The sequence below is a fragment of the Janthinobacterium sp. TB1-E2 genome, from assembly GCF_036885605.1.
Taxonomy (GTDB): Bacteria; Pseudomonadota; Gammaproteobacteria; order Burkholderiales; family Burkholderiaceae_D; genus Janthinobacterium; species Janthinobacterium aestuarii.
This window is the reverse complement of record NZ_CP142523.1, coordinates 1,102,471-1,121,988: the sequence shown is the minus strand read 5'-3', so window position 1 is coordinate 1,121,988 and position 19,518 is coordinate 1,102,471. Positions and strand designations below refer to the sequence as shown.

Annotated in this window: 19 protein-coding genes; 8 read left to right on the top strand and 11 right to left on the bottom strand. The window is 63.6% G+C overall.

Annotation, left to right across the window (positions count from 1 at the left end; all coding sequences use genetic code 11):
- Positions 1-72: 72 nt before the first annotated feature.
- The gene (locus tag OPV09_RS05090) at positions 73-444 is read left to right on the top strand and encodes an SPW repeat protein (protein WP_051990989.1); all 372 of its coding nucleotides are present in this window, start codon (positions 73-75) and stop codon (positions 442-444) included.
- 96 nt (positions 445-540) lie between these two features.
- On the opposite strand, the gene OPV09_RS05085 is transcribed toward OPV09_RS05090, so the two are convergent.
- From OPV09_RS05085 to rsmB, 8 genes are all read right to left on the bottom strand, one after another.
- Complete coding sequence (locus OPV09_RS05085) at positions 541-1,821, bottom strand: EAL and HDOD domain-containing protein (protein WP_034749309.1); 1,281 nt, start codon at positions 1,819-1,821, stop codon at positions 541-543.
- A gap of 137 nt (positions 1,822-1,958) precedes the next feature.
- Positions 1,959-2,738 (bottom strand): class II glutamine amidotransferase, encoded by a 780-nt coding sequence (locus OPV09_RS05080; RefSeq protein WP_080698502.1) that lies wholly within the window; start codon positions 2,736-2,738, stop codon positions 1,959-1,961.
- A gap of 77 nt (positions 2,739-2,815) precedes the next feature.
- Positions 2,816-3,073, bottom strand: a complete 258-nt coding sequence (locus tag OPV09_RS05075) for a BTH_I0359 family protein (RefSeq protein ID WP_034749313.1) — start codon at positions 3,071-3,073, stop codon at positions 2,816-2,818.
- Between the two features lie 150 nt (positions 3,074-3,223).
- A complete protein-coding gene (locus tag OPV09_RS05070) occupies positions 3,224-3,631 on the bottom strand; it encodes a GTPase (RefSeq protein WP_034749315.1) in 408 nt (135 codons plus the stop codon).
- Complete coding sequence (locus tag OPV09_RS05065) at positions 3,628-4,347, bottom strand: response regulator (protein WP_034749318.1); 720 nt, start codon at positions 4,345-4,347, stop codon at positions 3,628-3,630. Before OPV09_RS05065 ends, OPV09_RS05070 begins: the two co-directional genes overlap by 4 nt.
- A 98-nt stretch (positions 4,348-4,445) precedes the next feature.
- Complete coding sequence (locus OPV09_RS05060; RefSeq protein ID WP_070301613.1) at positions 4,446-6,743, bottom strand: sensor histidine kinase; 2,298 nt, start codon at positions 6,741-6,743, stop codon at positions 4,446-4,448.
- The gene (locus OPV09_RS05055; protein ID WP_235194189.1) at positions 6,743-7,249 is read right to left on the bottom strand and encodes a DUF4390 domain-containing protein; all 507 of its coding nucleotides are present in this window, start codon (positions 7,247-7,249) and stop codon (positions 6,743-6,745) included. The genes OPV09_RS05060 and OPV09_RS05055 overlap by 1 nt, the downstream gene beginning before the upstream one ends.
- A 97-nt stretch (positions 7,250-7,346) precedes the next feature.
- Complete coding sequence (gene rsmB / locus OPV09_RS05050) at positions 7,347-8,768, bottom strand: 16S rRNA (cytosine(967)-C(5))-methyltransferase RsmB (protein WP_072456686.1); 1,422 nt, start codon at positions 8,766-8,768, stop codon at positions 7,347-7,349.
- Positions 8,769-9,144: 376 nt separating this feature from the next.
- Between rsmB and argS the strand changes: the two genes are divergently transcribed.
- The 7 genes from argS to OPV09_RS05015 are packed head-to-tail and all read left to right on the top strand — an operon-like array spanning position 9,145 to position 15,313.
- Positions 9,145-10,854 (top strand): arginine--tRNA ligase, encoded by a 1,710-nt coding sequence (gene argS, locus OPV09_RS05045; protein ID WP_338680750.1) that lies wholly within the window; start codon positions 9,145-9,147, stop codon positions 10,852-10,854.
- Positions 10,855-10,874: 20 nt separating this feature from the next.
- Positions 10,875-11,576, top strand: coding sequence for an SPOR domain-containing protein (locus OPV09_RS05040; protein WP_338680749.1), 702 nt, complete (start codon positions 10,875-10,877; stop codon positions 11,574-11,576).
- Between the two features lie 9 nt (positions 11,577-11,585).
- Entirely contained in the window at positions 11,586-12,257 is a 672-nt protein-coding gene (locus tag OPV09_RS05035; protein ID WP_034749335.1) for a thiol:disulfide interchange protein DsbA/DsbL, read from the top strand.
- Between the two features lie 37 nt (positions 12,258-12,294).
- A complete protein-coding gene (locus OPV09_RS05030) occupies positions 12,295-13,056 on the top strand; it encodes an SDR family oxidoreductase (RefSeq protein WP_338680748.1) in 762 nt (253 codons plus the stop codon).
- 10 nt (positions 13,057-13,066) lie between these two features.
- Complete coding sequence (locus OPV09_RS05025; protein WP_338680747.1) at positions 13,067-13,861, top strand: biotin--[acetyl-CoA-carboxylase] ligase; 795 nt, start codon at positions 13,067-13,069, stop codon at positions 13,859-13,861.
- A gap of 4 nt (positions 13,862-13,865) precedes the next feature.
- The gene (locus tag OPV09_RS05020) at positions 13,866-14,624 is read left to right on the top strand and encodes a type III pantothenate kinase (protein ID WP_338680746.1); all 759 of its coding nucleotides are present in this window, start codon (positions 13,866-13,868) and stop codon (positions 14,622-14,624) included.
- Positions 14,618-15,313, top strand: coding sequence for an SPOR domain-containing protein (locus tag OPV09_RS05015; RefSeq protein ID WP_338680745.1), 696 nt, complete (start codon positions 14,618-14,620; stop codon positions 15,311-15,313). Before OPV09_RS05020 ends, OPV09_RS05015 begins: the two co-directional genes overlap by 7 nt.
- Before the next feature lie 52 nt (positions 15,314-15,365).
- Here OPV09_RS05015 and OPV09_RS05010 read toward each other — a convergent pair whose 3' ends face one another.
- From OPV09_RS05010 to mrdA, 3 genes are read right to left on the bottom strand one after another with little or no spacing between them, the layout of a single operon-like run.
- Complete coding sequence (locus OPV09_RS05010; RefSeq protein WP_070301636.1) at positions 15,366-16,418, bottom strand: septal ring lytic transglycosylase RlpA family protein; 1,053 nt, start codon at positions 16,416-16,418, stop codon at positions 15,366-15,368.
- Positions 16,418-17,533 carry a rod shape-determining protein RodA gene (gene rodA / locus OPV09_RS05005; RefSeq protein WP_034749348.1) on the bottom strand — a complete coding sequence of 372 codons (1,116 nt, stop codon included), beginning with the start codon at positions 17,531-17,533 and terminating at the stop codon, positions 16,418-16,420. Before rodA ends, OPV09_RS05010 begins: the two co-directional genes overlap by 1 nt.
- An 8-nt stretch (positions 17,534-17,541) precedes the next feature.
- Complete coding sequence (gene mrdA, locus OPV09_RS05000; RefSeq protein WP_034749351.1) at positions 17,542-19,509, bottom strand: penicillin-binding protein 2; 1,968 nt, start codon at positions 19,507-19,509, stop codon at positions 17,542-17,544.
- Positions 19,510-19,518: the final 9 nt, after the last annotated feature.

Sequence of the window (19,518 nt, the reverse complement as noted above, 5' to 3'; positions counted from 1 at the left end):
ACTAACGCAGTATGCCGGCCGGCATGCTGCATGCCCGCTCCGGCCCGTTCCCTGACTGGCTAAGGAGGATATATGGCAACCAACTTCAAACTGAAACGCTGGCAGGACCAAGTGATCCTGTTGCTGGGCTTATGGCTGGTCGTCTCGCCCTGGGCCTTTTCCTATCCCGAAGGCTCGCCGCAAATGATCAACGCCCTAGTCTCGGGCCTGGTGATCGCCGTGCTGGCCGCCTTCGACCTGTACAAGACCTATTTCTGGGCCGTCGTCGTCAACCTGCTTGTCGGCGTGTGGGTCGCCGCCTCGCCGTGGATCCTGCGGCTGGCCGATCAGCCCGTCGTCATGTGGAACGAGCTGCTCGTCGGTATCGCCGTCGTCGTGCTGGCCCTGTGGGAACTGCGCACCGACCCCGAGCTGCACAAGCACTGGCCCGGGGCGGCAGCGTAGCGGCGTAAAAAAGCCCTGCTACGGCGGCGCCGTGCAGGGCTTTTGAGAACGCGCCAACAATGTTGTCGGATTACGGCCCTTTGGGCCTAATCCGACCTACAGTGCGTAGCGGACGACGTTGTCGCTCCATTCGTAGGCGGCCATTTCCAGCTCCACCAGGTCGTCCGGCGACATGGCCAGGTCGCGCAGGGTTGGCACGATCTCGCCTTCCATGTCTTCGATGCGCTCGATGCATTCAGCCAGGCGCAGCAGGTCGCCGTAGAATCCCTCGCGCGACAGCAGCGCTTCAGCCACTTCGTCGATCACTTCGATCTGGCTGAGGATTTCCGACATCGGCACGCCGAACAGGGTATCCATCAGTGACATGATGCCGACCGTAAAGGCGATATCGGCCGAGTGGGCGTGGTTGGGGCGCAGTTTATGCGCGAGCAATTCGAGCAAACGGCCGCGCGTGGTGGCCAGCATCAGCAGCGGCGTCATGCTATGGCCGCGCTTGCTTGGCTCCGCGTACAGCATGATTTGCAGCCAGCGCTGCAATTGGCGGCGGCCCAGTACGGTGACGGCCTGGCTCAGCGAATCGATGCGCTGGCGCGCGCCCACGGCCGGCGTATTGACCAGGCGCAGCAGGTTCAGGGCCAGCGACACGTCGCGCTTGATGGCGCGCTCGATATCCATATTGTCGGCGTCCGACGTCACCAGGGTCATCAGTTCCATGACGGCCAGTTGCGACGGCGACAACTTCTTGCCCGTCATGATGGCGGGCTTGGCAAAGTAATAACCTTGGAAGTAATCGAAGCCCAGGTCCAGGCCCGACTTGAATTCTTCGCGCGTCTCGACCTTTTCCGCCACCAGTTTCTTGTTTTCCCGCTTGAAACGGGGCGCCAGCGCCGCCAGCACTTTCGGGTCGACCGTGCTCATGTCCATCTTGACGTACTGCACCAGCGGCAACAGTTCCTGCACTTGCGCCGTATCGGAGACGACGTTTTCCAGCGCGAAGGTGAAGCCATGGCCCACCAGTTCGCTGATGCGCGCGCGCACTTCCGGCGTGACGGGCATCGATTCGACGATTTCCAGCACGACTTTTTCACGCGGCAGGAAGACGAAGATGTCGCTCATGATCACGTCGGCATCGACGTTGACGAAACCGAGCGCGTCGCCGATGACCTTTTCCATGCCCAGTTGGGAAGCGTGGGCGATGACGGACGCCGTGGCGGACAGGTCGCTGGTAATGTTGGCGGGGCCGACCGGAGCGTTGCGGAATAGCAACTCATAGCCGAACAGGGCCTGGTTGCGGTCGAGGATAGGTTGTCGACCCAGATAGAACTCGCGCACGCGCAAGGGTTTCGGGGTGATGTCGTTGCTGGAAATATCGATCATTAACTCTTCATCAATCACGTCGAGTGACACCGGCCGCGCCGCGCCCGCATCAAGGTTCACTATTGACAATACTTTAGCTGAATTCCGCCCGCGCTGTGGGTATTTTGGCAGCAATCCAGCGTATTGTCGTCAACAAATTAGGCCACTGGCGTGTCTTGCACCATCCCGTCGACAAATAATTTCAATTCGCCGGGCACAAACGCCGTCCATTGTTCATTCGTCGTCAGCGGCTGGGTAACGATCACGGCCACTCTGTCCTGGGGCGTCGTCACCTGGGAAAAGTCCACGCTCAGGTCTTCATCGGAGAGTTTAGCAGTTGGAAACGGATGTTGTCGCACCAGATAGTGCAAGCTGGTCGAGCAATGGGCAAACAGCGCCTCGCCGCTCGACAGCATCATGTTGAACGTGCCGTGGGCCGCGATGCTGGGCAACAAGTCCGCCAGCGCCGCATGCAGCTGCGGCAAAGCCGGCGGGGCGTCGCCAAAGCGCGCGTGCAATTCCTGCAGCAGGTAGCAGAAAGCCCGTTCGCTGTCGGTGCAGCCGACGGGACGGTAACTGCCCGTCAGCACGGGGTTGAAATCCTTCAAATCGCCATTGTGGGCAAAGACCCAGTAGCGGCCCCACAGTTCGCGCACGAAGGGGTGGCAGTTTTCCAGCGCCACCTGGCCTTGCGTGGCCTTGCGGATATGCGCGATGACATTGCGCGACTTGATCGGGTAGCGTTTGATCAGTTCGGCCACGGGCGAGGCGATGGCCGCCTGATGGTCGACAAAATGGCGCACGCCGGCGCCCTCGAAAAAGGCGATGCCCCAGCCATCATGGTGGGTATCGGTATGGCCGCCGCGCATGGCGAAGCCGGTAAAACTAAAGACAATGTCCGTGGGGACATTGCAATTCATTCCGAGAAGTTGGCACATGGTCTGTTTGCAGCTGGATAACACGGCCACCATACCACGCCGTCTGGCGGATTGGTATGGCGGCGATGGCCATCACATCAGTGCAACAGGACGGGCTGGCTCATGAGGGAATCGTAGCTGCCCAAGAATTCATCGATCTCTTCCATGCTCGGTTCGCTGGCGATCAATTCCGTGACGTCGCGGCGGAAGTTTTGCGCAAGGATACCGGCGATAAACGTTTCCCGCTTGCCCCCCTTGTCGACGATTTCATAGCCGCCAAAGCGCAGGGCTTCCAGGTCGCCATCGACGCCGAATTCCACGACGCTATATTGTTCGCTGTTATAGATCAGGTTCATTTTGCATCCTTCGCTCAAGCAAGAGAAACTCTTGCGGTTTCAGGACAGAGGTGGGGTTCCCACGCCGCCATTTCAAGCGGCAATGCCACCCTGCGGGCTACAGAGTTGTAACGAGATGCAAACTGCAACTGCGGTAAGACGATCAGGAAGCTACGTTGAAGAAACAATCAAGTCTGCTTCCAGCGCCAGCAGGACATCGTAGGGACTGGCGGTCAGCCAGGTGCGCAGCTGTTCGATATGCGAGGCGTCGGCCAGGCTGATGAACAGGCGCGCGGGTGGATGGCGCAGCAGACGATTTAATGTTACACGCAATACGAGATTGCCGCTGCAGCACAGGCAACCGGGCGCGATGCGCAACAGTTGCAATGGAAACGATGAGGAAGGGGAGATTTCTTCGGCCAGGTCGGCCAGGATGGCGTTGCCATCGGCGAGACCCTCGAGGATCACGGCGGTCGCGTGGCCAGGCTGCAAGGCTTGCGCGATGGCCGCCTCGCGCTCGGCGGCGCGACCACCGCTGACCAGGGTCAGCGGCGTCGGACGCCGTACGGCTGACGTCACAGGCCTTTCTTGGCCAGCTTGCCCGGTTCGACGCCCAGCTGTTTCAGCTTGCGGTACAAATGGGTGCGTTCCAGGCCCGTTTTTTCCGCCACGCGGGTCATGCTGCCGCCTTCGCGGCCCAGGTGGTGTTCGAAATACATGCGCTCGAACGCGTCGCGCGCCTCGCGCAGCGGCAAGTCGAACGACAGGTTGTAGCCATGGCCTTCGGCCACCGCCGGTACGGCGATGCCTGGGCGCACCATCAGCTGTTGCGGCGCGCTGCCGCCAAAGCTGGGCACGGGATGGCTGCTTTCCTCGGCCACCACGGGCGCCACGGGACGCGGCGCCACGCTCGGCGCGCGCACGGTTTCCTGGGCCCGCGTCAAGCCTTGCTGGACCGCCTTCAGCAGTTTTTGCAGGGCAATCGGTTTTTCCAGGAAGTTCATGGCGCCGATGCGCGTCGCCTCGACCGCCGTATCGATGGTGGCGTGGCCCGACATCATGATCACCGGCATGGTCAGCAAGCCATCGCGCTGCCACTCCTTGAGCAAGGTGACGCCATCGGTGTCGGGCATCCAGATATCCAGCAATACCAGATCCGGCGCACCGGCGGCACGCGCTTCGCGCGCCTGCTGCGCATTTTCGGCCAGCTGGATAGCATGTCCTTCGTCGCCCAAAATTTCCGAGAGCAACTCACGGATACCCATTTCATCATCCACTACGAGTATGTTTGCCATTCGTGTCTTGCCTTCCTCATTTCGCCGGCCGTCGCGCACAAGATGCACGCGGCGGACAACTATGATTTTATTAGTGTTTTAAATACTAAACCAGACCCTCACGCCAGGAATTCCTGGGCAGGAGCGTCGGGAGCTAACTTTAACAGCAAAATGACCACCGAAGCGCCATTGCCGTCGACCCGGTTCTCGATATCGATGCGTCCGCCGTGTTCATCGATAATTTTCTTTACCATCGCCAGGCCCAATCCCGTGCCGCGGGCCTTCGAGGTCACATACGGCTCGAACGCGCGCGCCAGGATTTTGGGTGCAAAACCAGGACCATTGTCCGTGATGGCCAGCCGCACGGCGATATTCACGCCGCCGTCCGCACTGCGATAATGAATTGCTTCCGTCCTCACGTCAATCCGCGGATGCGGCGAGTCCGGCGGCAGGTCGGCCATGGCGTCCTGCGCGTTCTGCAGCAGGTTGTGAATCACCTGACGCAACTGGGTCGGATCGCCCATCACCATCGGCAGATTCGGCGCCAGCAGCGGGTGGATGATGTCGCCATCGTCGCCGCGCAGGTACAGGTTCAGTATCTCTTCGATCAGCTCGTTCAAGCGCAGCGGCGTGAGCACGGCCGGCGGCGTGCGCGCATAGTCGCGGAAGTCGTCGACCATGCGCTTCATCGCATCGACCTGCTTGACGATGGTGGTGGTGGCGCGGCTGAGCAGGTCCGCATCGGGTTGCTCCAGCTTGCCTTCGAGTTTCATCTGCAGGCGCTCGGCCGACAGCTGGATCGGCGTGAGCGGATTCTTGATTTCATGCGCGAGGCGGCGTGCCACCTCGCCCCAGGCGATCGAGCGCTGTGCGGAAATGACGTCGGAAATATCATCGAACACGACGATGTAGCCGCTGCCGGACTCCAGCGGCAGGCGCGAACCGCGCGCCAGCAGGGTGATGTCATGCTCGTCGGCACTGCTGCCCAGGCGGCGCGGAATCTCGATCTGCCGCTGCCAGTGCAGGCGCTGCTGGTTGCGGCCCGACGCCGATTGCGCGCTTTGCGCCGTGAAGGCGCTGATGATGGCGCCGCCAAATTCTTCCATTCCAGCAATATGCGCCAGCGGCTGGCCCACCATGCTCGTGCCCGAATGCTGGAGGATGCGCTCGACCGATTCATTGCAGGTCACCAGCTTGAAGTCGCCGTCGAGCACCATCACGCCGGCCGACATGTTCGCCAGCACCGATTCCAGGTGGGCCTTGGCGTTTTGCAGCGCGGCGCGGTTGCTTTCAACGGCCGTGCGCGCATCGAGCAACTGGCGCGTCATGATGTTGAACGACTGCGTCAGGGTACCCAGTTCATCCTTGGTGGCGACGATGGGGCGCGGCGACAGGTCGCCTTCGGCCACGGCGCGCGTGCCTTCGGCCAGCAGCAGCAGGGGCTGGGCCAGGTTGCCCGCGATCAGGAAAGCGCTGCCGATGGCGCCAAAGATGGCCAGCAGCAAGGTCAAAGTGAGGATTTCCATGTACATCTTGCGCAGACCCACGCGCGCGACGAAACGTTCCTTGTATTCGCTGTAGGCGGCGCGCAGCACTTCGCCATTCGTCGCCAGCTTGGGCGGCACCGCCTGCAGCAGTTGCAGGTAGCGGGGCGACACGGACGGCCCCGGCACGGCCACCAGCACGCGCAGGCGCAGGCTGGCCGCCGTTTCCAGCGACGCCGGCAGGCCCGAGCGGAAACCGCCGCCGCCCGACTCCGTGCCATCGTCGTGCAATTCCAAGCCCCCTTCGGCCGAGGCATAGCCGGCCGGCGAGGCCGCCTGCACCAGCATGGCCGGCGTCGGCAAGTCGGCCGCGCTGTGCGGCCCCGCGCTGGCCAGCAGCACGCCGTCGCCGCTGACGAGCATGGCGTTTTGCATGCCCTCCTCGCGCAACAGGCTGGTCAGCACGGCCGGGCCGGCCACCGGGTCGGCACCCATTTCTTCGACCGCCTTGTGGCCCCGGTGATCGAGCTCGACCAGGGCCGCATCGAGGCCGGCACGGCCCAGCTCAATCCCCGATTCCAGCGCCGCTTCGATCTTGACGTTGAACCAGGATTCGATGGAGTGGGAGACGAATTGCACGGAGACAAGGAAAATCACGAGGCCCGGCAGGATGCCGACGGCGGCGAACAGCATCACCAGGCGCGTCATCAGCTTGGAGCCGAACTTGCCGCTCTTGTAGCGCGCGTACAGGCGGGCCAGGGAAATACCCACCAGCGCCAGCAGGGAGACGGCCACGGCCGCGTTCAGGCCCAGCAGCCAGGTGTAGTAACGGTCGAAAAAGCCGGAATTATCGGAAGCCGACGCCAGCAGGAACAGCAGGATACTGACAATGCCGCCGCCCACCACCAGCAGATAGCGCAATGCTTGACTCACTACTCCGCCGTATACAAAAAGGTTTTTTTATTCGAAGCCAGGCGCCAGTCGCTGTTATTGAAGGCATTGACCTGTATCGGCTTGGGCAGGTAGTCGCGGTCCATGCCCATGCGCAAGGTGACGTTATACGTCTGCCCCACTTTCAGTTCGCCGCGCCGCGCCACCAGCCAGCGGCTGGGACGGCGGATCAGGAACAGCGCATCGTCGAGCGTGGCAAAGCTTTGCTGCAAGCCGCCGCCCGACACGTGGTACTGGCGCGTGAGCACGTTGTACGACAGCCGGCTGGTCTGGCGCGCCACGATGGCCTTTTCATCGAACCAGTACCAGCGGGGCCGGGTCAGTTCGATTTCCGTCGTGAAAAACAGCGGCACGCCATGCTGCACGGCATCATCGAGGTCATGATTGAGCTCGAAGGAATATGTGGCGGCCAGCTTGTAGCCCTCTTCGCTAGACTCGATGTAGGCACGGGTGATCTCGACCATATCGGCGGCATGCGCGCGTGGCATGGTACATGCCAGCATCAGCAGCAGGGCCAGGAGTCGGAAGAGTCGTGTTGTCACAAGTGTGCCGGTGTAGTCCGTAGAATAAGGTTCGACGAATCGCTCAAGCCGCATTTTTTTGGAATAGCGCATAGAACAAACCGTCGTGGTCCTGCTCCGCGCTGCCGGTCGGCAACAGCTGGCCAGGCGCTGTCAATCGGGTCGCATTATTGCGCACCGCAAATGCCGCCGCCTGTGCCTCGGACTCCTGCGGCCACAATGAACATGTCACGAACAGCAATTTACCATCGGGGCGCAGCATCTGCCACAGGTTGTCCAGAATTTTGGATGAAAGTGTTGCAAGTTGGAACGCGTCACCCTTGCGGCGCAACCAGCGGATATCGGGATGGCGGCGCACGATGCCCGAGGCCGTGCACGGCACGTCGGCCAGGATGCGGTCGTACTGCTGGCCGTCCCACCACGCGCTCGATTGCGCATCCTGCGCCTTCAGGGTGGCGTCCAGGCCCAGGCGCTCGAGGTTTTCCGCGATGCGCGGCAGGCGCTTGGCGTCCGCGTCGATGGCGGTCACGTGCACGTCGGCCAGTTCCAGGATGTGGCAGGTCTTGCCGCCCGGCGCCGCGCAGGCATCGAGCACGCGCATGCCGTCATGCAAGTCCAGCAGCGGTGCGGCCAGTTGCGCGCCGGCATCCTGCACGGAAACGACGCCCTGCTCGAAGCCGGGGATCAGGGCCACGCCGATCGGTTTGTCCAGGCGCACGGCGAACGGTCCCACCTGGCGCGCGGCGATGCCCGCTTCCTGCAGCACGGCCAGATACGCTTCCACCGTGCTCTTGCGGCGATTCACGCGCAAGGTCAATGGCGGCACGGCATTGCCGGCCGTCAAAATGGCTTGCCAGTCGCGCGGATAGGCCAGGCGCAGCGAGTCAATCCACCACTGCGGATAATTCCATTGCGCCAACGGTTGCTGCAGGGCCGCTTCCAGCAAGGATTTTCGCTCGCGCAAGAAACGGCGCAAGACAGCGTTGACCATGCCCTTGGCATGCGCCAGGTCAGGGTGCGACGTGGCGACGGTGACGGCCTGGTCGACCACCGTGAATTCCTCATACGGCTGCTCGCCCGGCTCGGCCGACATCAAGGACAGCGCGCAGCACAGCAAGGCGGCCAGCATCGGCGGCTCGGGCGCCTTCGACGTCATCAGGCCGACCAGGGTTTCGCTGCGCCCCAGCTGGCGCATGGTACGGTAGGAAATATCCTGGATGGCGCCGCGCGCCTGCGGGCTGGCGTTCGATTGCGTAAACACCTTGGCCAGCGCCTGCGGCAGGGCCGTGCCCGTGCGCACTTGCGCTACGGCATTGGCCGCGCCCAGCAGGCAAAACGCCAGCGAGTCGGCGCGCAAATCGGGCTGGAAGCCTGGCTGCAAGACCGGTTTCAGGTCGGGATGGTAGCTGGGACGCAATTTCGGTACGGCAGGAGCCTGGCCTGGCGCCGGCTTGGTTTTCAATTTCAGCGTGGGGCGCTTGTTCATAGTTATCCGGTGTGGCTGCGCGCGGCGGGCTGCATGGAGGCAAAGTCGCGGCCGCGCGTCATCAATAAAGGGTCGATTGTAGCGTTTGTGGCGCCCTCTGGCCCAAGCGATTGCAGCGATACCTGTAAATTGCGGCAAAAAACTGCATATATACAAGCAGAATGCACCATGCTGATGTTTTCGCGCACCAACATGGGCATGCTGTCCTGATAATATCGTGAAACGCGCCAGCACGGGAACACTGCCGGCTGGCGTATTGTTCCCGGCAGCAAACCAGTATAATTAACGCAGTCTGGGCGGCTTGTGTACTTGCCGTCCGTTTTGCTTTTTGATTCATTCTATTCATTCTTAACGCGGTTCCACCGCCATCCTGCTCATGCTCGCCCAACAGAAACAAGAAATCATCGCCCTGTTCCAGGCCGCCCTCGCTCCCGTCCTGGCCGGCACTACGCTCGAGCCTACCGTGGTGCTCGAGCGACCACGCGATGCATCGCATGGCGACGTCGCCTGCAATATCGCCATGCAACTGGCCAAGCAGCTGAAACAGAATCCCCGCGAACTGGCGCAAACCATCGTGACGGCCGTGCTGGCCAACCCGGCCGGCAAGGGCCTGGTCGAGGCAGTGGAAATCGCCGGTCCCGGCTTCATCAACGTGCGCGTGTCAAACGCCGCCAAGCAGGCCGTCGTGAAAACCATCCTGGGCGAAGCCGACAGCTATGGCCGCAGCACGGCAGGCGCCGGCAAGCAAGTCATCCTGGAATTCGTCTCGGCCAACCCGACCGGTCCGCTGCACGTGGGCCACGGTCGCCAGGCGGCCCTGGGCGACGCCCTGTCCTCGCTGTTCGACGCGCAAGGCTACAAAGTGACGCGCGAGTTCTACTATAACGACGCGGGCGTGCAGATCCAGACCCTGGCCAACTCCGTGCAGGCACGCGCGCGCGGCTTAAAGCCCGGCGACGCCGAATGGCCCGAGTCCGCCTACAACGGCGACTACATCGCCGACATCGCCAACGACTTCAAGGCCGGCAAGACCGTCTCGGCCAGCGATGGCCAGCCTGCCACGGCCAATGGCAACGTGGAAGACATCGACTCGATCCGCCCGTTTGCCGTCACCTACCTGCGCAACGAACAGGACATCGACTTGCAGGCGTTCGGCGTGAAGTTCGACAATTACTACCTGGAATCGTCGCTGTACGCGGACGGCAAGGTCAATAACGCCGTGGAAACCTTGATCAAGGCCGGCCACACCTACGAGCAGGATGGCGCGCTGTGGCTGCGCACCACCGACTTCGGCGACGACAAAGACCGCGTGATGCGCAAGACGGACGGCACCTACACGTATTTCGTGCCGGACGTCGCGTACCACCTGGTGAAATGGCAGCGCGGCTTCGTGCAGGCCATCAATATCCAGGGCAGCGACCACCACGGCACCATCGCCCGCGTACGCGCCGGCCTGCAGGCCGTCGACATGGGCATCCCGCAAGGCTACCCCGACTACGTGCTGCACAAGATGGTCACCGTCATGAAAGACGGCGAAGAAGTCAAGATTTCGAAGCGCGCCGGCTCCTACGTGACCGTGCGCGACCTGATCGAATGGTCGGGCGGCGGCGACATCGCCAAGGGCCGCGACGCCGTGCGCTTCTTCCTGATCTCGCGCAAGGCCGACACGGAATTCGTCTTCGACGTCGACGTGGCGCTGAAAACCACCGATGAAAACCCCGTCTATTACGTGCAGTACGCGCATGCGCGCATCTGCCGCATCCTGGAAAACTGGGGCGGCGATGAAAGCGCGGTCGCCAACGTCGACCTTTCCCCACTGACGGCGCCGACCGAAGCGACCCTGCTGGCGACCCTGGCCGCCTATCCGGAAATGCTGGCGCGCGCGCAAGCGGAACTGGGACCGCATCAAGTCGCCTTCTACCTGCGCGACCTGGCCGCCAACCTGCACAGCTTCTACTTCGCCGAAAAAGTGCTGGTCGAGGACGAAGCCGTCAAGATGGCCCGCCTGGCTCTCGTCATCGCCGCGCGCCAGGTACTGCGCAACGGCCTGGCACTGATCGGCGTGTCCGCGCCAAACAAAATGTAATCGCGAAGGTCAAACAGTCAATGAATCATGTTTCCCGCTTCTCTTCGTCCCGGCGCCAGCAGGGCAATACCCTGGTCGGCATCATCATCGGCCTGGTCATCGGCCTGGGCATCGCCGTCGTGGTCGCCCTGGTGATCACCAAGGGCGCCTCGCCGTTCACCGACAAGTCGGGCAAGGCCGGCAAATCGGCCGAACCGACGGCCGGCCAGATCGCCGACCCGAACAAGCCGATGTACGGCAACAAGGAAGCGGCCAAGGAAGCGGCGCGCGACTTCTCCAAGGAGCCACGCGAGATCGTCACGCCGACGCAGCCGGCAGCACCGGCGCCAGCTCCCGCGCAGCAGCCGAAGGCGCCGCCGCCGGACGCGCTGCAGGAATTGATCGGTACATTGAAAGACAAGCCGGCGCCGAAAACACCGGCGGCAGCGCCAGCACCGCAAGCGAAGGCCGACGTGAAAGAGGCGAAGGCCGATGCAGCCAGCGACAAATGGATTTATTATCTGCAGGCCGGCGCCTTCCACGACATGTCGGACGCCGAAAGCACGCGCGGCAAACTGGCGCTGCTCGGCTTCGAAGCGGCCATCAGCGACCGCAGCACCGACGCCGGCGTGCTGCACCGCGTGCGCATCGGGCCGTTCAACCAGCTCGAAGCGATGAACCGCGCGCGCACCAAACTGTCTGAAAACGGCATCGATGTTGCCGTCGTCCGCAACCAAAAATAAGGAACCAGCATGCGTTTTCTGAAGAACATCCTGATCGCCGCCGCACTGTGCACCGCCGCCATGGGCGCATCGGCCTCGCCGGCCGACCCGAAGAACGGCGTCGAATACGAAACCCTGCCCACGCCGCAGGCGACGGAATCGGGCAAGAAAATCGAAGTGACGGAATTCTTCGCCTATTACTGCCCGCATTGCAACGTGCTCGAGCCGCAACTGGCGGCCTGGGTCAAGAAACAGGGCGACAACATCGTCTTCAAGCGCGTGCACGTGTCGCGCGATGAGAGCGTGGCGCCGCAGCAGCGGCTGTTCTTCACCCTGCAAGCCATGGGCCTGGTCGACAAGCTGCACACCAGCGTCTTCCACGCCATGCATGTGGAACGCAACCGCCTGAACACCGACGATGCCGTCTTCGATTTCGTCGCCAAGCAGGGCGTGGACCGCCAGAAATTCATCGACACCTACCGTTCGATGGGCATTTCGGCCCGCGTGCGCCGTGCGGATGCCATGATGCAGGGCTATAACGTGACGTTCTGGCCCATGATCGCCATCGACGGCCGCTACATCACGTCGCCTTCGCAAGCCGATCAGGGCAGCAAGTCGGCCAAGAACGAAGAGCAGTTGAACGCCCAGGCGCTCACCGTGATGGACGTGCTGGTCGCGAAAGCCAAAGCGGAAAAGAAATAAGCATGGCCACTTCCCTGGCGCGCCCGGGCATCGCCTGATGCATCGCGTTTTCATCACGGGCGCGTCGAGTGGATTGGGCGCCGCCCTGGCGCTGCGGTACGCGCGCCAGGGCGCCCATTTGGGCTTGCTGGCCCGCCGCGGCGACACCCTGCAGCAACTGATCGCGTCCCTGCCCCACCCTGAACGCCACCGCGCCTACGCCGTCGATGTCTGCGACCACGCCGCCCTGAAAAGCGCGGCAGATGACTTCATCGCCCATGCCGGCGGCATCGACGTCGTTATCGCCAGCGCCGGCGTATCCTACGGCACCCTGAGCGAGCACGCGGAAGACCTCGACGCCTTCGCCCGCCTCATGGCCATCAACGTCACGGCCACCGTCGCCACCTTCGCGCCCTTCATCGCCGCCATGAAAAACCAGGGCAGCGGACGCCTGGTGGGTATCGGCAGCGTGGCCGGTATCCGCGGCCTGCCCGGCGCCGAAGCCTACAGCGCCTCGAAGGCGGCCGTCATCAGCTACTGCGAATCACTGCGCCTGGAATTGAAACCGGCCGGCATCAAGGTCGTCACCATCACGCCCGGCTACATCGACACGCCGATGACGCGCCACAACGCCTACCACATGCCCTTTTTGATGCCGGCCGAAAAATTCGCCGCACGCGCCGCGCGTGCTATCGCCGACGGCGACAGCTACCGCGTGATCCCGTGGCAGATGGGCGTCGTCGCCAAGCTGCTGCGCGCGCTGCCCAATGCCGTCTACGACCGGGCCTTCGCGAATGCGCCGCACAAGGCGCGCAACTGACCCTATCACCATGACGAAGCACTCAGACTTGAACAGCGCGGCCATCGCCGCCCATTGCGCCACGGGCGCCGCCCACGTATGCATAGAGGTGGTCGACGAAACGGGATCGACCAACGCCGATCTGCTGGCGCGCTGCGCCACCCTGGCCGGCCCGACCCTGCGCATCGCCGGCCAGCAAACTGCCGGACGGGGGCGCGCCGGACGGCCGTGGGTGTCGCAGGCGGACGCCAGCCTGATGTTCTCGCTGGCCTGGCACTTCAAGGGACCACTGCATCAGCTGGTGGGATTGCCGCTGGCCGTCGGCGTGGCGCTGGCCGAAACCATGTCCTCGCTGGGCGTGCCGGTGCAGCTGAAGTGGCCGAACGACCTGCTCAAGGATGGCCATAAACTGGCCGGCATCCTCGTCGAAACGCAGCAGGCGCCCGACGGCGGCGTGTGGGCCGTCATCGGCTGCGGCATCAATCTGCTGATGCCCGATGCGCTGGAACGGCAGATCGGCCGCAGCGTCTCGGCCGTGCCCTGGCTGGCGCAGATGGAACGCAATACCCTGGTGGCCGCGCTCTTGAGCCGCCTGGCCGGCGTGCTGGCCGAATTCGACGACACGGGCTTTGCGCCGTTTACGGAGCGCTGGAACCTGCTGCACGCCTGGCAGGGCCAGCACGTGAAAATCCTCGACAACGGCCAGCTGCTGCAGCAAGGCGTGGCGGCCGGCGTGGATCACCTGGGCCGCCTGCTGCTGCGCACCGATGGCGGCCTGCAGGAAGTCATGTCCGGCGACGTGTCCTTGCGCCTGCTGGGGGAGTAAGCACATGCTGCTGCTGATCGACGCCGGCAATACGCGCATCAAATGGGCACTCGTGGCGGCCGACAGTGCCGCCGGCGACTGGCTGGCCAGCGGCGCCGTCGCGCATGCGCAGATCGACACCCTGGCTGCGCAATGGGCGCAACTGGCCATCCATGAGGCGCTGCTGTCGAACGTGGCCGGCGCCGTCATCGGCACGCGCCTGCGCGCCATGCTGCCCGTCGTTGCCCGCGACTTTGTCTCGCTGCCACAGCTGGCGGGCCTCACGAACGGCTACCGCGCGCCGTCGCAGCTGGGGTGCGACCGCTTTGCCGCCGCCATCGGCGCGCAAGCGCTGGCGCCTGGCCAGGCCGTCATCGTCGCCAATTGCGGCACCGCCACCACCATTGACGCCGTCACGGCCGACGGCGTTTTCCTCGGCGGGATGATCTTGCCGGGACTGGGACTGATGGCCAGTTCGCTGGCGCGCAACACGGCGCAGCTGCCGCAAATCGCCAGCGACGCCATGCTGCCGGCCGGCTTTGCCGACAACACGGACGACGCCATCCTCTCCGGCTGCCTGGCGGCCCAGGCGGGCGCCATCGAACGGGCCGTGCGCATGCACGGCGCCAGCGCCTGCCTGCTGTCGGGCGGCGCCGCGCCGCACATCGCACCGGCCCTGGCGCTGGCGGTGCCGCTGCACCTGGTCGACAATATCGTCATGATCGGCCTGCAGGCGGCCGCGCGCGCCGGGGCCGCGGGAACACAAGGAAACCACGTATGCTGAAATTCGTCTTCTGGCTGCTGGCCGGCGTCAACCTGCTGGTGCTGGCCATCGGCCAGGGTTATCTGGGCAGTTTTCGCGCCGAGACGCGCGAACCGGCGCGCCTGAAAAACCAGCTACAGGCGAGCAAGCTCACCTTGCTGACGCAGGAGCAGGCCACGGCGCCTGCCGCACCGCCGGCCACCGACGGCGCGGCACCGGCAGCGGCCGCACCAGCGGCGCCGCCATCGTATGCGTGCACGGAAGTGGGCAATTTCCTGCTGGCCGATGGCCGCCGCTTCGAAGCGCAAGTGGCGACGCTGGACCTGGGCGACCGCCAGTCGCGCCGCAACGTGGCCGGCCAGGACATTTCCAGCTACATGGTGTACATCCCGCCGCAGGGCAGCAAGGAAGGCGCCGACCGCAAGGCCGGCGAATTGAAACAGCTGGGCGTGACGAACTACTTCATCATGAATGAAAGCAGCCCGCTGCGCTGGGGCATTTCACTGGGCGTGTTCAAGTCGGAAACGAGCGCGCAAAGCCAGCTGGCAATGCTCAACAAACAGGGCGTGCACAGCGCCCGCGTCGCGCCGCGCTACAGCGCCAGCAAGCAATTCGCTTACCAGTTCCGCGACCTCGACGCGGCCACGCGCGCGCGGCTGGAGAAAATCAAGGCGCAGTTCCCGGAGCAGGAACTGCGCTCCTGTAAATGACTGCTGACAATCGCGTCGGATTACGGCGCCTTGCGCCTAATCCGACCTACGTTCATCTCTCAATGACGATCGGTTTGACACCCGCCGACGCCGGCAGGCTGGCCGCCGCGCGCGCCGCATCGGTGCGGCTCGTAAACGGTCCGCCGTACAGGCGGAACAACGGGCCGGCCGGCACCACATCGAGATTGCCCAGCGTTTGCGCATACGGCGCCAGTTGCGCGCGGCCCGCTTCCGCATTGTCCGCACGCGAATAGGCGCCCAGCTGCAGGTAGAAGCCGGTGGCCAGCGCCGCTGGCGCGGGCGCGGCCACGGTGGCATCGACCGCTGACAGCGCGGTGATTTCAGGCTGCACCACGGCGCCCATTTCCGGTTCGCTGTCGGCCGGCGTATCGATCGACCTGGCCACCACCGACGGCACCGGCTTCGGCGCCGCGCGAGCGGCCAGGATGGCGTCGATATCGGCCGGCAGCAGGCGTTCGACGACCACCTGGTGGCTGCCCTTGCCAAGGAAGCCCAGTTTCAGCGCCGCCGTATAGGACACGTCGATGACGCGCGTGGCGTGGAACGGGCCGCGGTCGTTGATGCGCACAATCACCTGCTGGCCGCTGTCGATGCTCGTCACGCGCGCATACGATGGAATCGGCAAGGTCGGGTGGGCCGCCGTCATCTTGTACATATCGTAGATTTCGCCCGACGAGGTGCGCTGGCCATGGAACTTCTTGCCATACCAGGTGCCCGTGCCCTTCTGCTTGAACGGTTCGTTGTCGGTGATCGGCGTGTAGGTCTTGCCGAAGACGACATACGGGCGGTTCGAGCGCGTCGAATACGGCTCGTTGCGCACTTCCGCGTCGGGTACGTCGCGCAGGTTGGCCGGCGGATTGTCGCCGGGACCGTCATCCTTGTAGTAGCCGCCGCGCCCGGAGCCGGCCGCCGGCAATACCGGCAAGGTGGGATCCTGGCGCACGGGCACCTTGACCTTGCCGCCGGACGGCAGCGGCACGTTATTCGATGCGGACTTTTGCGGCGTGGTGCCGCAGGCGGCCAGGGTCAGCAAGACCGCCAGGCTCAATCCGCGCATGGCGAAGGTGTCGAAAGGCGCCCGCATCAGGTCTGCACCAGCTTGCGGTGGCGCTGAATACTCATCAGGATACCGGTTGCCACGCCCAGGGTCAGCAGCGCGGTGCCGCCATAGCTGAGGAATGGGAGGGGGACGCCGACCACCGGCACGATGCCGCTGACCATGCCCATGTTGACAAAGGCATACGTAAAGAAAATCATAGTTATCGCTCCTGCCAGCAGGCGAGTGAAAAAACTGGGGGCGTTGGCGGCGATCATCATCCCCCGTCCCACCAGCAGCAAATACATCAGCATCAGGATCAAGTTACCGACCAGGCCGAATTCTTCGGAATATACGGCAAAAATAAAATCGGTCGTGCGCTCCGGAACGAATTCCAGGTGGGCCTGCGTGCCGTGCGTCCAACCCTTGCCCGTCATGCCGCCGGAACCGATGGCGATGATGGACTGGATGATATGGAAACCCTTGCCCAGCGGGTCCTTGGTCGGGTCGATCAGCATCATCACGCGGTCGCGCTGGTAATCATGCAGGTGCGACCAGGCGATCGGTAGGCAGGACACAAAGGTGATCAGCAAGCCGGCCAGCACCTTCCACGACAGGCCGGCCAGGAAGATGACGGTAAAGCCGGCCGCCACCACCAGCAGCGCCGTGCCCAGGTCGGGCTGGCGCGCGATCAGGTAGACGGGCACCAGCAGCAGCACGGCCGCCATCAGGAACGACTTCCAGCGCAGGGCGCCCGCATTATGCTGGAAGAACCAGGCCAGCATCAGCGGCGTGGCGATCTTCAGGAATTCGGACGGCTGGATGTCGATCACGCCGATATGCAGCCAGCGCCGCGCACCGAGCTTGATGGTGCCGAACAGCGCCACGGCTACCAGCAGGATCACCGATACCGTGTACACGGGCACGGCGATGCGCATCATCATCTGCGGCGTGACATTGGCCGCCACCCACATGACGAAAAAGCACAGCAGGATGTTGCGCAGGTGATCCTCGATCTTGCCGGGAATGCCGATGCTGGCCGAATACAGGGTCAGCAAGCTGGTACTGAGCAGCATCAGGATGATGATCATCAGCGGCGGATCGAACACCGCCAGGTAGGGTTTGGCGCGCCGCCACAGCGAGCGCCTCTCGTTAATGGGCATGTGCTTCCTTATTGCCTGGCAGGTGCCGGGGCGGCCTGCTCGTCCGTGATTTCTTCCAGGGTGCGCACTTCGTCGACATCTTCCTTGGGCACCTTGGTGGTGTCCCTTTCCTTGTCGCTCGGACGCTTGCCCAGCAGGTAGTAGTCGAGCGCCTTGCGCGCGATCGGTGCGGCCACGCCGGCGCCGAAGCCCGCGTTTTCCACCACGATGGCGATCGCGATACGCGGCTTGTCGGCCGGCGCGAAGGCCGTAAACAGGGCGTTGTCGCGCAGGCGCTCGGCCAGCAGCTTGGCATTGTACTTCTCGTTTTTCTTGATGCCCACCACCTGTGCCGTACCCGTCTTGCCGCCCACCGTGTACTGCACGCCGGTGAAGATGCGCGCGGCCGTGCCGCCCTGCTCGCTCGTCACGCCCACCATGGCGCGCTTGATGGTGTCGATGTTTTCCTGCTTGAGCGGAATGCGGTAGCTTTCCTTGGGCACGGTCAATGTACGCGCGCGCGTGGCCGCGTCTTCGATGATCTTCACCAGATGCGGCTTCATCACCACGCCGTTGTTGGCCAGGTTGGCCGTCGCGTGGGCGATCTGCAGCGGCGTGTAGGAATTGTAGCCGGAACCATTACTCACCGAAATCGTGTCGCCACCCACCCATTTTTTCTGCTGCGGCGTCTTGAAGCGGTTGCGCTTCCATTCCGTCGACGGCAGCACGCCCGTCTTCTCGTTATTCAGGTCGATGCCCGTCAGCTGGCCGAAGCCGAACGGCTTCATGAAGTCGTGAATGGCGTCGATGCCCATGTCGCGGCCCAGCTGATAATAATAGGTGTTGCACGAGACGACGATGGATTTGTGCATGTCGACCGTGCCATGGCCGCCGACTTTATCGTCGCGGAACATATGCCCGCCCAGCATGAAGAAACCGGGATCGGAGATCGACTGGCTCGGCGTGCGCTTACCCAGTTCCAGCGCGGCCAGCGCCATGAAAGGCTTGAAAGTCGAGCCGGGTGCGTAGGTGCCCGACAGGGGACGGTTGACCATCGGCCGGTCCAGCGAGGTATTGAGTTCGTTCCAGCTTTGCTGGTCGATGCCGTCGACGAACAGGTTGGGGTCGTAGCCAGGCTTGGACACGTAGGCGAGGATGTCGCCCGTGGCCGGGTCGATGGCCACGGCCGCGCCGCGCCATTCGCCGAACGCTTCTTCGACCACTTTTTGCAGCTCGATGTCGATCGACAGGATCAGGTTGTTGCCGGGCGTGGCCGCCGTGCGCGACAAGGTGCGCATGGCGCGCCCGCCTGCCGACACTTCCACTTCTTCGTAGCCGGTGGTGCCATGCAGCTGCTTTTCGTAGCTTTTTTCCAGGCCTTCCTTGCCGATATGGTCGGTGCCGTTGTAGTTGGCCGCGTCCTCGCCCTCTTCCAGCCCCTTGGCTTCATTGCGGTTGATGCGACCGATGAAGCCCACCACGTGCGAGGCCACCTCGCCCATCGGATACTGGCGGAACAATCGCGCTTGCACCTCGACGCCGGGGAAGCGGAAACGCTGCGCCGTGAAGCGCGCCACTTCCTCGTCCGTCAAACGCGTGCGCAGCGGCACGCTGACGAAGTTCTTCGATTCTTCCAGCAGCTTCTTGAAGCGGCGGCGGTCCTTGATGTCGATCTGCACCAGGGTCGACAGCTCGTCGATCACGGAGTCGAGGCTGGCGCTCAATTTCGATGGCGTGATTTCCAGCGTATAGGCCGAGTAGTTGCGCGCCAGGACCACGCCGTTGCGGTCGAGGATCAGGCCGCGCGTGGGCACGATGGGCACCACGGCGATGCGGTTGTCTTCAGCCTTGGTCGCATAGTCCTCGTGCTTGATCACCTGCAGCCAGATGAAGCGCGCCAGCAGCAGCGAAAAGCAGACGAAGACGAGCGCGCCCAGGATGGTCAGGCGCATGCGGAAAAAATGCAGTTCGCGCTCGGTGTTCTTGAGTTCAGTCATGGCAGGCGC

Excerpts from the sequence above, each read along its gene's own strand:
- OPV09_RS05065 (WP_034749318.1), bottom strand. The coding sequence starts at position 4,347 with ATGGCAAACATACTCGTAGTGGATGATGAAATGGGTATCCGTGAGTTG.
- OPV09_RS05025 (WP_338680747.1), top strand. The coding sequence starts at position 13,067 with ATGACGAAGCACTCAGACTTGAACAGCGCGGCCATCGCCGCCCATTGC.
- OPV09_RS05055 (WP_235194189.1), bottom strand. The coding sequence starts at position 7,249 with ATGCCACGCGCGCATGCCGCCGATATGGTCGAGATCACCCGTGCCTAC.
- OPV09_RS05020 (WP_338680746.1), top strand. The coding sequence starts at position 13,866 with ATGCTGCTGCTGATCGACGCCGGCAATACGCGCATCAAATGGGCACTC.
- OPV09_RS05035 (WP_034749335.1), top strand. The coding sequence starts at position 11,586 with ATGCGTTTTCTGAAGAACATCCTGATCGCCGCCGCACTGTGCACCGCC.
- mrdA (WP_034749351.1), bottom strand. The coding sequence starts at position 19,509 with ATGACTGAACTCAAGAACACCGAGCGCGAACTGCATTTTTTCCGCATG.
- OPV09_RS05090 (WP_051990989.1), top strand. The coding sequence starts at position 73 with ATGGCAACCAACTTCAAACTGAAACGCTGGCAGGACCAAGTGATCCTG.
- OPV09_RS05080 (WP_080698502.1), bottom strand. The coding sequence starts at position 2,738 with ATGTGCCAACTTCTCGGAATGAATTGCAATGTCCCCACGGACATTGTC.
- rodA (WP_034749348.1), bottom strand. The coding sequence starts at position 17,533 with ATGCCCATTAACGAGAGGCGCTCGCTGTGGCGGCGCGCCAAACCCTAC.
- OPV09_RS05010 (WP_070301636.1), bottom strand. The coding sequence starts at position 16,418 with ATGCGGGCGCCTTTCGACACCTTCGCCATGCGCGGATTGAGCCTGGCG.
- OPV09_RS05030 (WP_338680748.1), top strand. The coding sequence starts at position 12,295 with ATGCATCGCGTTTTCATCACGGGCGCGTCGAGTGGATTGGGCGCCGCC.
- rsmB (WP_072456686.1), bottom strand. The coding sequence starts at position 8,768 with ATGAACAAGCGCCCCACGCTGAAATTGAAAACCAAGCCGGCGCCAGGC.
- OPV09_RS05015 (WP_338680745.1), top strand. The coding sequence starts at position 14,618 with ATGCTGAAATTCGTCTTCTGGCTGCTGGCCGGCGTCAACCTGCTGGTG.
- OPV09_RS05085 (WP_034749309.1), bottom strand. The coding sequence starts at position 1,821 with ATGATCGATATTTCCAGCAACGACATCACCCCGAAACCCTTGCGCGTG.
- OPV09_RS05040 (WP_338680749.1), top strand. The coding sequence starts at position 10,875 with ATGAATCATGTTTCCCGCTTCTCTTCGTCCCGGCGCCAGCAGGGCAAT.
- argS (WP_338680750.1), top strand. The coding sequence starts at position 9,145 with ATGCTCGCCCAACAGAAACAAGAAATCATCGCCCTGTTCCAGGCCGCC.
- OPV09_RS05075 (WP_034749313.1), bottom strand. The coding sequence starts at position 3,073 with ATGAACCTGATCTATAACAGCGAACAATATAGCGTCGTGGAATTCGGC.